This window comes from Pectobacterium sp. 1950-15, from assembly GCF_037136835.1.
Taxonomy (GTDB): Bacteria; Pseudomonadota; Gammaproteobacteria; order Enterobacterales; family Enterobacteriaceae; genus Pectobacterium.
Window position 1 is genome coordinate 29760 of sequence record NZ_JBBBQR010000017.1, and the last position, 14609, is coordinate 44368.

The following is a 14609-nucleotide window of genomic DNA, read 5'->3' on the forward strand; positions in this document are numbered from 1 at the left end:
ATGCCATGACCTATCAGCTTAATTTTTCCGCGCTGTTTCCGTTCTGGCCTGAGCTGCTGGCGGGGTTGTGGGTCACCATTGAGCTGACGGTCATGGCCACCCTCGGCGGTATTGCTATCGGTATCTGCGGGGCGGCCTTGCGCAGCGGTAAACCCACCCTGCTGAGTCGGCTGTGGGGAATCTACGTCGAGCTGATCCGCAATACGCCGTTTGTGGTGCAGCTGTTCTTCATCGTTTTCGGTTTGCCGAGTCTGGGCTGGAAACTCACCGCTGGGCAGGCCGCGCTGTTGGCGATGCTGATTAACCTGGGAGCGTACAGTACCGAGATCATCCGCGCGGGGATTCAGGTGACGCCGAAAGGCCAGTGGGAAGCCGCCCGTGTGCTGGGGCTGACGCGTGTGCAGACCTTTTTGCGTGTGATTCTGCCGCCCGCACTCCAGCGGATTTATCCGGCGCTGGTTAGCCAGTGCATCATCGTCATGCTGGGGTCGTCGGTGGTGTCGCAGGTGTCTTATGAAGAACTGACCTTTGCCGCCAACCTGATTCAGTCCCGTACGTTTCTGAGTTTTGAGGTGTATCTGGCGACCACGCTGTGTTATCTGGCGCTGTCTGTCCTGATGCGGCAACTCTTACTGCTGGCGGGACGGCGTTTCTTAGGGAGTCAGTCATAATGGCATTTACCGACTGGGATATTGTGCGCAACCTGCTGCTGGCGGCGCGCTGGACACTGCTGCTGTCGCTGACGGCCTTCATCGGCGGTGCGCTGGTGACGTTCCCGCTGATGCTGCTGCGGTTGACCAAGCGCAAATGGCCGACGCGCTTTGTCCATCTGTATTCCGAGCTGTTTCAGGGGACGCCGCTGCTGATGCAGCTGTTTCTCGCGTTTTTCGGGCTGGCGCTGTTCGGCATCGATGTGAGCCCGTGGACGGCGGCGGCACTGGCGCTGACGCTGTTTACCAGCGCCTTTCTGGTGGATATCTGGTGCGGCAGTGTGGAAGCCTTGCCGAAAGGGCAGTGGGAAGCCTCGCGCTGTCTCGGTCTGGATTTCGGCCAGACGCTCTATCGGGTGATTGCGCCGCAGGCGATGCGTATCGCCATCGCGCCCACGGTGGGGTTTTCCGTTCAGGTCATTAAAGGCACCGCGCTGGCGTCAATCATCGGATTTGTCGAGCTGACCAAAGCGGGAACCATGCTGAATAACGTGACCTATCAGCCGTTTAAAGTGTTCGGATTGGTGGCGCTGGGCTATTTCCTGATGTGCTATCCGCTCTCTTACTACAGCCGCTATCTGGAGAAGAAATTCAATGCCGCTCATCACCATTAATCAGGTTCAAAAATATTACGGCCAGAACCATGTCCTGAAAGGGGTGGATCTGGATATCGAAATGGGTGAAGTCATTTCGATCATTGGGCGCAGCGGCTCCGGTAAGAGCACGCTCCTGCGCTGCATGAACGGTCTGGAAGGCTATCAGGACGGCAGCATCAAGCTGGGCGGGATGACGGTTACCGACCGAGATTCGCAGGCGCGGGAAATCAGCCGCTCGGTCGGGATGGTGTTCCAGAATTTCAATCTGTTCCCGCATATGACGGCGCTGGAAAACGTGATGCTGGCACCGCGCCGCGTACTGGGGAAAAGCGCGGCGGAATGCCGTGAGCTGGGTGAACAGATGCTCAATAAAGTCGGACTGGGTGAACGCCTTCACTACTATCCTGCCAACCTGTCGGGCGGCCAGCAGCAGCGCGTCGCGATTGCCCGCGCGCTGGCGATGAACCCGAAAGTCTTGCTGTGCGATGAAATTACCTCGGCGCTCGATCCTGAATTAGTCGGCGAAGTGTTGAAAGTGCTGGAACAGTTGGCCGCAGAAGGGATGACGCTGATTCTGGTGACGCATGAAATGAATTTTGCCCGTGAAGTGGGTGACCGCGTGGTGTTTATGCATCAGGGCACCGTCTGGGAGCAGGGCGACAGCAAAACGCTGTTCGCTAACCCGCAGACCCGTGAATTAAAACAGTTTATCGCCTCGGTGCGAGGACTATCAGAAGCGTAATGACGCTTGCCGAATGTGTAAGTCGAAACAAAAGTGTGGAGCATATAACCATGAGCAGCGAACTGTACGCGCAAATTAATCCACCTCATCGCTTACTGATGGGGCCGGGGCCGATCAACGCCGATCCGCGCGTATTAAGGGCAATGGCCAGCCAACTGGTTGGACAGTATGACCCCGCGATGACGAACTACATGAATCAGGTCATGACGCTCTATCGTCAGCTTTTCCGCACGGAAAACCGCTGGACGATGCTGGTAGACGGCACCTCGCGCGCGGGGATCGAAGCGATTCTGCTGTCATCAATCCGGCCTGGCGACAAGGTGCTGGTGCCGGTATTTGGTCGTTTTGGTCATCTACTGTGTGAGATTGCCCGCCGCTGTCGTGCCGAGGTTCATACCATTGAAGTACCGTGGGGCGAGGTGTTCTCGCCTGACCAAATCGAAGACGCGATCAAGGCGGTACGTCCACGCCTGCTGCTGACGGTACAGGGCGACACCTCCACCACCATGCTGCAACCGCTGGAAGCGTTGGGCGAGATTTGCCGCCGTCACGACGTACTGTTCTATACCGATGCGACGGCGTCTTTTGGCGGGAACCCGTTGGAAACGGACAAATGGGGACTGGATGCGGTTTCCGCCGGATTACAGAAGTGTCTCGGCGGGCCGTCTGGCAGCTCACCGATCACGCTCAGCCCGCAGATGGAAACGGTGATCCGCCGTCGTAAATGCGTAGAGCAGGGGATCCGAACGGACGCGCATCAGGATGGCGATGACGAGATGATCTATTCCAACTATTTCGATCTGGGCATGGTGATGGATTACTGGGGGCCGGAGCGTCTGAACCACCACACCGAGGCGACGAGCATGCTGTTTGCCGCCCGTGAATGTGCCCGAACGATCCTCGAAGAAGGCCTGGATCGCAGCATTGCCCGCCATGCGTTGCACGGTAATGCGCTGGTGGCGGGGATTCAGGGGATGGGGCTGGAAACCTTTGGTTCGTTGCCTCACAAAATGAATAACGTACTGGGCGTGGTCATTCCTGACGGTGTGCACGGTGAGCAGGTGCGTAAGTTATTGCTGGAAGATTTCGCCATTGAGATCGGCACCTCGTTTGGCCCGCTTCAGGGCAAGATCTGGCGCATTGGCACGATGGGCTACAACGCGCGTAAAGACTGTGTGATGCAAACGCTGACAGCGCTGGAGGCCGTATTAAATCGGCTGGGTTTCCGCACGGTGCAGGGTGAAGCGTTGCAGGCTGCCTGGAATTGTTACGTGACGGACGAGGGACGTGCATGAGTGAAAGGTTGATGTCGCCCGCTGCGGCACGCGTTGCCGCTGAGCAGATTATGTCGCGTTGCGATGCGCTGGCAGAAATCAGCGAAACGCCCGGCCAGTTGACTCGCGTTTATCTGTCGCTGGAGCACCTGCGCGCCAATGCGCGGGTGGGGGAATGGATGCGCGAGGCGGGGATGAGTGTCTGGCAGGATAGCGTTGGCAACATTTGCGGTCGCTATGAAGGATTAACGCCGGATGCACCCGCGCTGTTGCTCGGTTCGCATCTGGACACGGTGCGCAATGCCGGACGCTATGACGGGATGTTGGGCGTATTGACGGCGATTGAAGTGGTGCGCGCATTTCATCAGCAGGGTACGCGTTTGCCCGTGGCGTTGGAAATTATCGGCTTCGGCGATGAGGAGGGGACACGCTTTGGTATTACGCTGCTCGGTAGTCGAGGGCTAACAGGCACCTGGCCGGAGAGCTGGCTGGAGTGTCAGGATGCCGAAGGCACCAGTGTAGCGCAGGCGCTGACCATTGCGGGGCTGGATCCACTTGAGGTGGCGCTGGCCACGCGTCCGGTCAGCGACATCGCTGCCTATCTGGAATTGCATATCGAACAGGGACCGTGTCTGGAACAGCAGGATCTGGCGCTGGGCGTGGTCACGGCGATCAACGGGGCGCGGCGGCTCAATTGCACGTTCCTTGGGTTGGCGGGACATGCGGGCACCGTACCGATGACGCAACGGCAGGATGCGCTGGCGGCGGCGGCGGACTGGATGGCGCAGGCTGAGCGGACTACGCGTGAAAGCGATCCCCATCTGGTCGCCACGTTTGGTACGTTGCAGTGTTTGCCGGGCGCGGCGAACGTCATTCCCGGTGAAGTGAAGATGACGCTGGATATTCGCGGACCGGAGGATGCACCGCTGGATGCGCTGTTAGAGAAACTCCTGACGCTAGGGCAGGACATCGCGCACCAGCGCGGCTGCCAGTTTAGTGCCGAAGAGTATTACCGTATTGCGGCAACCCGCTGCGATCCCACCTTGCAGTCGATATTAAACGAGGCGGTGACGCAGGTGCAGGGGAAAACGCTGATGCTGCCAAGCGGCGCGGGACACGATGCGATTGCCATCGCCGAACGCTGGCCGGTAGCGATGCTGTTTGTTCGCTGTCGTGGCGGCATCAGCCACCACCCTGACGAATCTGTGACCACCGCGGATGTGGCGCTGGCGCTACAGGCATTTTATCAGGCGGTGTTCTACCACGCCTCTGCACAGTAACGACAGCTACAGCAATGACAGCTACAGCGTAAAACGATCGGCGTCGCGCCAGGCGGGGAAGGATTCCCGATAGCTTTGCAGCGCTTCCAGCGACAGTTCCGCGTCCAGACGGGCAGGCTGGTTGGGGGCGGCAGAAGCCAGGATTTCCCCCTGTGCATTAATAATCAGGCTATCGCCACGGTAGCTGTGACCGTTGCCGTCGGTGCCAACGCGGTTACAGCCTGCAACGTAGGCCTGATTCTCAATGGCGCGCGCTGCTAACAGCGTCTGCCAGTGTGCTGCGCGAGGCGCAGGCCAGTTGGCGACATACAGCGCCAGATCGTAGTCCTGCCGATTGCGCGACCATACCGGGAAACGCAGGTCGTAGCAGATCATCGGACAGATACGCCAGCCGCGCCACTCAAGGGTGACGCGTTCCGTGCCTGCCTGATAATGGTGGTGTTCGTCCGCCATGCGAAACAGGTGGCGTTTGTCGTAGCGATGCACCTCACCGTGCGGATCGACCAGCAGAAAACGGTTCACTGCGCCTTTTGGCGTGTTCACCGCGACGCTACCGCCGATCAGGGCGTTCGTCTTCTGCGCCCACTGGTGCAGCCACGCTTCTACAACCGATTGATCCAGACTGCCTTTGGCGGCTTCCATCGCAAAGCCGGTGGTGAACATCTCCGGCAGCACAATCACATCGCGTCCGCTCATCTCTGCCAATAAGGTATCGAAATGGCGCAGATTGGCTTCCCCATCGCGCCAGACCAGCGGCTGTTGCAGTAATGAAATCTTTAAAGTCGACATAAACGCTCCGCAGCGGCATCCAACGTTGCTTCCTGTTTAGCAAAGCATAGTCGAATCAACGTATGTGGGAACGGATCGGCGCAAAAGACGGACAGCGGAATGGCGGCAACGCCAACGTGTTCGGTCAGCCAGCGGCAGAAGCTGACGTCGTCCAGAGCGGAAATCGCCCGATAGTCCGCCAGCAGGAAGTAGGTGCCTTCGCAAGGCAAAATCTCGAAACGGCTGTTCGCCAGTGCATTGATGAAGCGATCGCGCTTGGCACGGTAAAAATCGGGCAGTTCACGCCAGTGTTGCGGTTGTTCACGCAGCATATCGGCAATAGCAAACTGGGCGGGCGTGTTCACGGAGAACGTCAGATACTGGTGAACTTTACGCACTTCCGCACTTAATACCGCGGGGGCGACGCAGTAGCCGACTTTCCAGCCGGTCATATGGAACGTTTTACCAAACGATGAGACGGCGATGGCGCGTTGGCGCAGCGACGGGTGTGCCAGCACGCTGGCGTGCCCTTCGCTGTCGAAACAGATGTGCTCGTAGACTTCATCGCTCAGCACAAAGATGTTACGCGCGGCAATCGCCTGCCACAGCTGTTCGAAATCTGCCTTCTGCCAGACGGTAGCAGACGGATTGTGTGGGGTATTCAGGATGACCAAACGAGTACGATCGCTCAGCAGGTCAGCAAAATGCGACCAGTCCACGCGAAACGCGGGCGGCTGCAAGGCGATGCGTTTGAGTACGCCGCCAGCCAGCGTAACGGCAGGCGCATAGCTGTCATAGCTGGGATCGAAACAAATGACTTCGTCGCCGGGGCGCACCAGCGCCGCAATAGCGGCAAACAGCGCTTCGGTCGCCCCTGCCGTGACGGTGACTTCACTATCGGCATCCGGCCGCCAGCCGTACAGCGCTTCTGTTTTTTCAGCAATCGCCTGACGCAGCGGCGCGACACCGGTCATCGGCGCATATTGGTTGGCACCCTGACTGACGTGATACGCCAGTCGCTGCTGTAAATAGTCCGGGCCGTCAAAATCAGGGAAACCTTGTGATAGATTGATGGCCTGATGCTGTTGGGCCAGCGCACTCATCTGAGTAAAGATGGTGGTGCCCAGCGAAGGCAGTTTACTGTCGGGGATTAACGCGGCGCTCATAGCGGGTAGGACTCCTGCAAGCCTGTATTGCCTCGTAATATAACATGCTGTTAGTATTTGGCAATCAAGACGCTTGGACGTTTAAACGGCTAAATGCCTTTGCGTGCTAAGACATAATGAAAAGATCTAAACCTGCAACTGCATGCTTTGAAACAGAAAGACCAAAAACGGGAAGCCTCATGACTGAAAATCAACAATTGACGGCGCTGCTTGCGGCCTGCCACTGGATCGGCGAGAAAGGCTGGTGTCCGGCGACGGGCGGCAATATGTCCGTACGCCTTGATGACGCGCAGTGCCTGATTACTGAATCGGGTAAAGACAAAGGCAGCCTTCAGGCAGAGGATTTCCTGCTGGTGGAGATTGCCACTAACCATGTGCCGAGCGGCCGCACGCCGTCGGCGGAAACGGGGCTGCATACGCTGCTGTATCGTCGCGAGCCGACGATTGGCGCGGTGCTGCACACGCACTCGGTGAACGCCACGGTGCTGTCTCGGGTAGAGAAGGGCGCTGAACTGGTGCTGCACGGCTACGAAATGCAAAAGTCGTTGGCGGGGCAAACCTCCCATTTGGATCGCGTGGCGATCCCGATTTTCGATAACGATCAGGATATTCCGGCGCTGGCGCAGCGGGTAACCGAGTACGCCAGCCACACGCCGCTACGCTACGGCTTTCTGGTGCGCGGCCACGGTCTTTACTGCTGGGGCGCGACGGTGAAAGAAGCGCGTCGCCATCTGGAAGGGCTGGAGTTCCTGTTCCAGTGCGAATTGCAACGGCGACTGCTGGAGGCGAAAGCATGATTAAGGCCATTGTGACGGATATTGAAGGCACCACCAGCGACATCCGTTTTGTCCATAGCGTGTTGTTTCCCTATGCCCGCGAGCGCCTGGCTGACACAGTGCGGCAGCACGGTAACGATCCGGAGATCGCGCAGGCGCTGGACGCGCTGCGTCAGGAGCTAGGTCAGCCCGATGCGGATAGCGAGACGCTGATTGCCGCGCTGAACCAGTTTATGGATGAAGATCGTAAATCTACCGCGCTGAAGCTGCTGCAAGGCATTATCTGGCGGTCGGGCTACCGTAACGGCGATTTTCAGGGGCATCTGTACCCTGAAGTGGCGGCGCAGCTCGCCGCATGGCAGCAGCAGGGCCTGCGCCTGTATGTGTACTCGTCAGGCTCGATAGAAGCGCAGCAACTGCTGTTCGGGTATAGCAACGCGGGTGACCTGCGTCCGCTATTCAGCGACTATTTTGATACCCGCGTCGGCGCGAAGCGCGAGACCGATTCTTATCGCACGATTGCGCAAGCCATTGGGCTACCTGCCGAACAACTTCTGTTCCTATCGGATATTCGTCAGGAGCTGGATGCCGCGCAGGAGGCCGGTTGGCACACCTGCCAGCTTATTCGTGATGATGCGGATAGCGTAAGCCGTCACCGTCAGGTGGCACGTTTTGACCAGATCGACTTACCGGAGTACGCCCAATGAGTGGATTAACCATTTTTAGCGACAGCGATGCAAGCCAGCCGATTTGGCAAAGTCAGGATGCCGAGGCGATTCAGAAACAGCTGAACGAAATCGGTGTACGTTTTGAACGCTGGGAAGCCAGCCAGAAGCTGAGCGATGCGCCGTCGTCTGAAGAAGTGCTGGCGGCCTATCAGCATGAGATTGATAAGCTGGTGGCAGAAAAAGGCTATCAGAGCTGGGACGTCATCAGTATGCGTTCCGATAATCCGCAACGTGCGGAGCTGCGCACCAAGTTTTTATCCGAGCATGTGCATCACGAAGATGAAGTGCGCTTTTTCGTCGAAGGCGCGGGGCTGTTCTGCCTGCACCTGAACGGCAAGATTTACCAGATCCTGTGTGAGAAGAACGATCTGCTGTCCGTACCCGCGGGCACCGCGCACTGGTTTGATATGGGGCCGGAACCGCACTTCACCGCCATCCGCCTGTTCGATAACCCGGAAGGCTGGATCGCGCATTTTACCGGCGATAAGATCGCCGATTCGTATCCGAAATTGGAGCGCTAACTTGTTTGTTGTAAAACCTCTTATCAACCTCCACCTATCTCTTAGTCACATTTTTTATGCAGACTAAGAGACGGTTTCGTGCGCGATAATGGCGTTATTTTCATACTACCTTGTAGCACGCGCCCGACCCAGGGCGGCTCAATCGCCGTCGCCCTGGGAACCCTGGCTTTCGGCGGGAAATTATGCCGCTGACGCGGTACCTTCGTCGATATCAGGCTTTAACGGACCGCTTGCGACACGTTCCCGACGTGGCGCAAGCTTGAGCCGCGTCCATGCGGCTCATCCTAAGCCTGCTATCTCCTCAGCATAATTTTTTACGCCGGGTAACGGCAAAATACGAGATACCTCTGTATTGGTGTATTAAGAGGATTTCTTCATAGGGAAGTGCCAAGGTGGTTCTTTACCCCAAAAATATCAGCATTGTTTATCGTCACTTTAACACCGTCTGAAATATCCCTTCTTTCACATCCTGTGGCGTTACCACGCCGGTATCGAGTACCCAACCGCTGATTAATTCGGCGGGGGTGACGTCAAACGCCGGGTTGTAGACTGCCGCGTTCTGCGGTGCCCATTGGCAGTGGCCGAAGCTGCCGGAAACGCCGGTAACTTCAGCGGCGGCGCGCTGTTCGATGGGAATGGCTCGACCGTCCGGGCACGCGGGATCGTGCGTGGTGTGCGGTGCCGCGACGTAAAACGGAATCTGGTGATAGTGTGCCAGCACCGCGAGGCTGTAAGTGCCGATCTTATTGGCGACGTCGCCGTTAGCGGCAATGCGGTCAGCGCCGACCCAAATCGCATCCACCTGGCCCTGTGCCATCAGGCTGGCGGCCATCGAATCACAGATCAACTGATAAGGAATGCCCAGCTCGCCGAGTTCCCAGGCCGTGAGGCGTCCGCCCTGCAAGAGCGGACGCGTTTCATCGACCCATACCTGCGCGACTTTTCCCTGCTGGTGCGCACGTAGCAGCACGCCGATGGCGGTGCCGATGCCGGCTGTTGCCAGTCCGCCGGTGTTGCAGTGGGTTAGCAAGCGGCTGTTGGGTTTCACCAGCGCTGCGCCGTGATCGGCAATGCGCTCACACAGCGCGCGATCTTCTTCTACCAGTCGCAGAGCTTCCTGCACCAGCGCATCGACAAACTGCGGCTGCGCCAGTGCCAGCTTCATGCGATCCAGATTGTTCATCAGGTTCACGGCGGTAGGACGCGATGCCCGCAGCGTCTCCAGCGCCTGCGCCAGTTCGGCCTGCGATAGCCCTCTCTCCGCCAGTAGTGCGAGCAGCAGGCTGGCGGACAGGCCAATCAGCGGGGCGCCGCGTACGCGTAGCGTCTGAATATGTTCAACCAGTGACGCGACATCTGGGCACGGGCTCCAGCGTTTTTCTTGCGGTAGCGCCTGCTGGTCGAGGATCCACAGTTGGTTATCAACGATTTTTAGGCTGGTTGTGTTAAGTGTCTGCATAGGTCGTTAAATCCATGTTGCATCGATATTCTTATTCTGCCAAGATGCCTGATAGATGTATAGACGTCCGAACGTTTTTATGTCCGTATCTTGAATTTAAGCATAGCGAGGAGTTGGAATGTCACTTTACCGCACTTTTACGGCGGATGACGCTGTTGAATATGCCCGCCAGTACGGCGGTGTCAGTCAGCCGCAAACGCTGGTAGCCGCAGAAGAGATCGGCGATGGCAATCTGAATCTGGTGTTTAAAATTAAAGATGAAGCGGGCGTTAGTCGGGTCATCGTCAAACAGGCGCTGCCCTATGTACGGTGTGTGGGAGAATCCTGGCCCCTGACGCTTGACCGCGCCCGGATTGAGGCCGAAACGTTGCTGACGCACGCGCGGTTTTGTCCACAGCATACTGTAACCGTGCTCTATCACGATCCCGAACTGGCGGTGATGGTGCAGGAAGATCTCTCCGATCATCGCATCTGGCGCAGCGAGCTGGTTAACGGCGCGGATTATCCTCAGGCGGCGGCACAGCTGGGAGAATATCTGGCGCAGACGTTATTCCACACCTCTGATTTTCATCAGCACCCGCATGAGAAGAAAGCGGCGGTTAGCCAGTTCACTAACCCTGAACTGTGTCAGATTACCGAAGACCTTTTCTTTACCGATCCTTATATCGATCATGAAAGAAACCAGTTTGACGCGGCGTTGACGCCGGATGTACAGGCGCTACGTGACGATAAGGCATTGAAGCTGGCGGTTGCTGGGCTGAAGCATGGCTTTCTGAGCAAAGCCGAAGCGTTACTGCACGGCGATATCCATAGCGGTTCGATTTTTGTCGCAGAAGGGCGTTTAAAGGCGATTGATGCTGAATTTGGTTTCTACGGGCCGATTGGCTTTGATGTCGGTACGGCAATCGGCAACCTGCTGCTGAATTATTGTGGCCTGCCGGGGCTGCTGGCACCGCGTGAGGCTGCGGCAGGGCGTGAACGACGTCTGGAAGATATCCGTACGCTGTGGCAGACCTTTTCCGCTCGTTTTCTGGCGTTGAGCGACAATGAAAGCCGCGATCCGGCGTTGGCGGAACCGGGCTATGCTGCGCTGTTTTTACAGCAAGTGTGGCGGGATGCCGTTGGCTACTGTGGTACCGAACTGATTCGCCGCACGATTGGGCTGGCGCACGTCGCCGATCTGGACAGCATTCAGGAAACGGAAGCGCGTTTAGCATGCCAGCGTCATGCTATTTCGCTGGGCAGAACCTTAGTACTGGCGGCTCCGCATATTGCGGATGTGGATGCGCTGCTGGCGCGTGTACGGCAGAGTGGTGCCTGATTCGCGTAACGGCGTTATGTCAGTCCTCGCTCCCATCGTGAATCGGATGGGAGCGGTAAACAAACCTATTTCTTCCCTTTATTCATCATCGCTTTTAAATCCGCGAAAGGGTTGTGCGTGGCAACGCCAACATCCTTCTGCGCATCCTCACCCGCGACGACAGTCGAACCGTACATATCCGCATCAGTATATTTTGAATGCTCATTGTCGTGGCAGTAGAGGCACAGCATTTCCCAGTTACTGCCGTCTTCCGGGTTATTGCTGTGATCGTGATCGATGTGGTGAACGGTTAATTCACGCAGGTTGGAATAGACGAATTCGCGTGAACAGCGACCACATACCCACGGGAAAAGTTTGAGCGCTTTTTCGCGGTAGCCGCTTTCAAGTCTGGCGTAGTTCTTGGGGATGTAAGCCATGTGTCGGATTTCATTCAGAAGGAAAGAGGATGTGGATTTTACAACTGATGTGCCTTTAAAGGAAAGAACAGGCCGCCCTATTGGCGGCCTGTTGTTGTTTATGCTGCTTCGGTTTTTCTTTCTGACTGCGAGACCGGTTTAGGTTTGTTGGCGGCCAGTGCGTCGAACGCAAAGTCATCCACGTTGATTGAGCGTAAGCGGCTGGCTTCGGCTTTGGTCAGAATAGCCGCTTCTTCTGCGGTAATCTGACCTTCCACCAGCGCCTGTTCTGCTAACTGATCCAGTCGCATGAACGGCAGCGCTTTGTCGCTGGCTTTTGCCAGACGTTGGTAAATCGGCTCGGCGGCGATGATATCCAGTAAAGCCTCTTCCAGCAGCCCGACCGGGTTGTGTTCGCTGGCAACCAGATATTGGCCGCGTCCCAGACGATTACGCGTTTCTGACGGCGTTTGCAGAATTTTCGCGACCTCATGGTCGAGGCGGTCAGACGGTGCCGGGCAGCGCAGACCCAGTGGGAAGATAATAAAGGTCAGCAGCCCTGCAACAACACGATTCGGGAAGTTACGCAGCAGATCGTCCAGCGCCTGCTCGGCCTGATGCAGGCTATCCTGCACGCCCCAGTGCACCAGCGGTAAATCCGCTTTCTGACGCCCTTCGTCCTCATAGCGTTTCAGCGTCGCGGAAGCCAGATAGAGCTGGCTGAGAATATCCCCCAGACGCGCCGAGATACGTTCACGACGCTTCAGGCTGCCGCCCAGTACCGCCATTGACACATCCGCCAGCAGGGCCAGGTTCGCGCTGAGCCGGTTGAGCTGCTGATAGTAGCGGCGTGTTTTGTCGTTCACTGGCGCACGGCTTAGAAGGCCGTTGGTCAACCCAAGCCAGAAGCTGCGCACCTTGTTGCTGCCAACGTGGCCGATGTGTCCAACCAGCGCACGGTCAAAGCGTGAGACGTCGTTCTCCTGCGCCGCTGCCATCTCTTCCAGCACATAAGGGTGACAGCGGATGGCGCCTTGCCCGAAGATGATCATACTGCGCGTCAGGATATTCGCCCCTTCCACGGTGATCGCAATCGGCGCGCCCTGATAGCTGCGCGCCAGGAAGTTGGTCGGGCCGAGACAGATACCTTTACCACCAGCGATATCCATCGCATCCATCACGCTGCGCTGACCGCGGTGGGTACAGTGATATTTGACGATAGCGGAGAGCACTGCCGGTTTTTCACCCTGCATGATGCCGCTGGTAATCAGTGTTGCGGCGGCGTCCATCACATAAGCGTTACCCGCGATGCGTGCCAGCGGCTCTTCGATACCTTCCATCTTACCGATGGAGATCTTGAACTGGCGGCGAATGTGCGCGTAAGCACCGATGCCGAGAGCAATGGACTTCAGCCCGCCGGTAGAGTTGGACGGCAGCGTAATGCCGCGACCGACTGACAGACATTCCATCAGCATACGCCAGCCCTGACCCGCCATCTTCGCACCGCCAATAATGTAGTCCAGCGGGACAAAAATGTTCTCACCCTGTGTCGGTCCGTTCTGGAACGGCACGTTCAGCGGGAAATGGCGGCGGCCGATTTTAACGCCGTCGGTATCTGTCGGAATCAACGCACAGGTAATGCCGACGTCGTCTTCATCGCCTAAAAGATGATCGGGATCGTACAGCTTAAAGGCCAGCCCCAGCACGGTAGCGACCGGCGCGAGTGTGATATAGCGTTTATTCCAGGTCAGGCGCATACCTAAAACCTGTTCGCCGTGCCAGTTGCCGTAGCAGACAATCCCGGTATCGGGAATTGAACCTGCATCCGAGCCCGCTTCCGGGCTGGTCAGCGCAAAGCAGGGCACTTCCTGACCGCGTGCCAGACGTGGCAGGTAGTGATCTTTTTGTGTTTCCGTTCCGTAGTGTTGCAGCAGTTCGCCGGGGCCGAGTGAGTTAGGCACGCCGACGGTGATTGCCACAATACTGGAGACGCCGGCCAGTTTTTGCAGCACCTGCGCCTGTGCGTAAGCCGAGAATTCCAGCCCGCCGTATTGCTTCTTGATGATCATGGCAAAGAAGCGGTGCTCTTTTAAAAACGCCCACAGTTCTGGCGGGATATCGGCGCGTTCGTGGGTGATTTCAAAGTCGTTTGCCATCCGGCAGGCTTCAGCAACCGGCCCATCGATAAACGCCTGCTCTTCGGCGGTCAACTGCGGACGCGGGTAGTTATGCAGCTTTTTCCAGTCCGGTGCGCCGCGAAACAGATCGCCTTCCCACCAGGTTGTTCCAGCATCAATTGCTTCTTTTTCCGTGTTCGACATCGGTGGCATGACTTTCTGGAACATGCGCAGCGCGGAAGCGGAAACCAACTTTTGGCGCAGAGAGGGAACCGTAATCGGAATCAGCAGGATCACGAGCGGAATCATCAGCCAGACGGGCCACAGCAACATGGCGGACATGGCTGCGAAGTAGGCCAGCAGGATAGCGCTGCCGAGCAGCAGGCTGAGCCGATGATAAAACATCGCTCCGATGATAATCAGTAGGAGGAGGATACTGACAGCAACCATAACGTGTCTCCAGCATTGTGATCGAATGGAGGGTTTTCATTCTTCCCCGAGCGTTGTGTGACGGGAGAAAGCGAGAACCATTTTCATCAGTGAAATAAGGCGTAATAGGTCAATGTTGTAAGAGGTCTGACCTGTTGCTTATATTCGTTGTAGTTTATCTGATTATTTTTATCAATTCGTTTACATCATAATTACAACTCACTTCACAAACCGAACGGCAGTCGTGCGTTTTCTGACGCGTGTCAGCGATCCTCTCGATCCCGTGATTACGCGCTTCTCGCTGTTAGTACGATCCGCTACACTGCA

Annotated in this window: 14 protein-coding genes; 9 read left to right on the top strand and 5 right to left on the bottom strand. The window is 57.1% G+C overall.

What is annotated here, in order from left to right:
• The first annotated feature begins 5 nt into the window (after positions 1-5).
• The 5 genes from WCT94_RS17085 to hpxK are packed head-to-tail and all read left to right on the top strand — an operon-like array spanning position 6 to position 4602.
• Complete coding sequence (locus WCT94_RS17085) at positions 6-671, top strand: amino acid ABC transporter permease (protein WP_319850341.1); 666 nt, start codon at positions 6-8, stop codon at positions 669-671.
• Positions 671-1324, top strand: coding sequence for an amino acid ABC transporter permease (locus WCT94_RS17090; RefSeq protein WP_155116522.1), 654 nt, complete (start codon positions 671-673; stop codon positions 1322-1324). The genes WCT94_RS17085 and WCT94_RS17090 overlap by 1 nt, the downstream gene beginning before the upstream one ends.
• A complete protein-coding gene (locus WCT94_RS17095) occupies positions 1305-2048 on the top strand; it encodes an amino acid ABC transporter ATP-binding protein (protein ID WP_015841457.1) in 744 nt (247 codons plus the stop codon). Before WCT94_RS17090 ends, WCT94_RS17095 begins: the two co-directional genes overlap by 20 nt.
• A gap of 50 nt (positions 2049-2098) precedes the next feature.
• Positions 2099-3343: a pyridoxal-phosphate-dependent aminotransferase family protein gene (locus WCT94_RS17100; RefSeq protein WP_336870567.1), complete on the top strand. Its 1245-nt coding sequence runs from the start codon at positions 2099-2101 to the stop codon at positions 3341-3343.
• Positions 3340-4602: an allantoate amidohydrolase gene (hpxK, locus tag WCT94_RS17105; RefSeq protein WP_336870568.1), complete on the top strand. Its 1263-nt coding sequence runs from the start codon at positions 3340-3342 to the stop codon at positions 4600-4602. The genes WCT94_RS17100 and hpxK overlap by 4 nt, the downstream gene beginning before the upstream one ends.
• Before the next feature lie 21 nt (positions 4603-4623).
• Here hpxK and WCT94_RS17110 read toward each other — a convergent pair whose 3' ends face one another.
• On the bottom strand, positions 4624-5391 hold the full coding sequence (locus WCT94_RS17110; RefSeq protein WP_336870570.1) for an amidohydrolase: 768 nt from the start codon (positions 5389-5391) through the stop codon (positions 4624-4626).
• Entirely contained in the window at positions 5379-6536 is a 1158-nt protein-coding gene (locus WCT94_RS17115; protein ID WP_336870571.1) for a pyridoxal phosphate-dependent aminotransferase, read from the bottom strand. Before WCT94_RS17115 ends, WCT94_RS17110 begins: the two co-directional genes overlap by 13 nt.
• Before the next feature lie 179 nt (positions 6537-6715).
• Here WCT94_RS17115 and WCT94_RS17120 point away from each other — a divergent pair, with 179 nt between their 5' ends.
• Genes WCT94_RS17120 through WCT94_RS17130 form a run of 3 tightly spaced genes read left to right on the top strand, consistent with a single transcriptional unit; the run spans position 6716 to position 8561 of the window.
• Entirely contained in the window at positions 6716-7333 is a 618-nt protein-coding gene (locus WCT94_RS17120) for a methylthioribulose 1-phosphate dehydratase (protein WP_336870572.1), read from the top strand.
• On the top strand, positions 7330-8019 hold the full coding sequence (gene mtnC, locus WCT94_RS17125; RefSeq protein ID WP_336870574.1) for an acireductone synthase: 690 nt from the start codon (positions 7330-7332) through the stop codon (positions 8017-8019). The genes WCT94_RS17120 and mtnC overlap by 4 nt, the downstream gene beginning before the upstream one ends.
• Complete coding sequence (locus WCT94_RS17130; protein WP_336870575.1) at positions 8016-8561, top strand: 1,2-dihydroxy-3-keto-5-methylthiopentene dioxygenase; 546 nt, start codon at positions 8016-8018, stop codon at positions 8559-8561. Before mtnC ends, WCT94_RS17130 begins: the two co-directional genes overlap by 4 nt.
• Before the next feature lie 430 nt (positions 8562-8991).
• Here WCT94_RS17130 and mtnA read toward each other — a convergent pair whose 3' ends face one another.
• Positions 8992-10020: an S-methyl-5-thioribose-1-phosphate isomerase gene (mtnA, locus tag WCT94_RS17135; RefSeq protein WP_336870576.1), complete on the bottom strand. Its 1029-nt coding sequence runs from the start codon at positions 10018-10020 to the stop codon at positions 8992-8994.
• Positions 10021-10138: 118 nt separating this feature from the next.
• Between mtnA and mtnK the strand changes: the two genes are divergently transcribed.
• Positions 10139-11341, top strand: a complete 1203-nt coding sequence (mtnK, locus tag WCT94_RS17140) for an S-methyl-5-thioribose kinase (protein ID WP_336870577.1) — start codon at positions 10139-10141, stop codon at positions 11339-11341.
• Between the two features lie 65 nt (positions 11342-11406).
• On the opposite strand, the gene yajD is transcribed toward mtnK, so the two are convergent.
• Together yajD and fadE are read right to left on the bottom strand one after the other, a co-directional pair.
• Entirely contained in the window at positions 11407-11757 is a 351-nt protein-coding gene (yajD, locus tag WCT94_RS17145; RefSeq protein WP_039277633.1) for an HNH nuclease YajD, read from the bottom strand.
• A 98-nt stretch (positions 11758-11855) separates the two neighbouring features.
• Positions 11856-14303, bottom strand: a complete 2448-nt coding sequence (gene fadE / locus WCT94_RS17150; protein WP_336870579.1) for an acyl-CoA dehydrogenase FadE — start codon at positions 14301-14303, stop codon at positions 11856-11858.
• Positions 14304-14609: the final 306 nt, after the last annotated feature.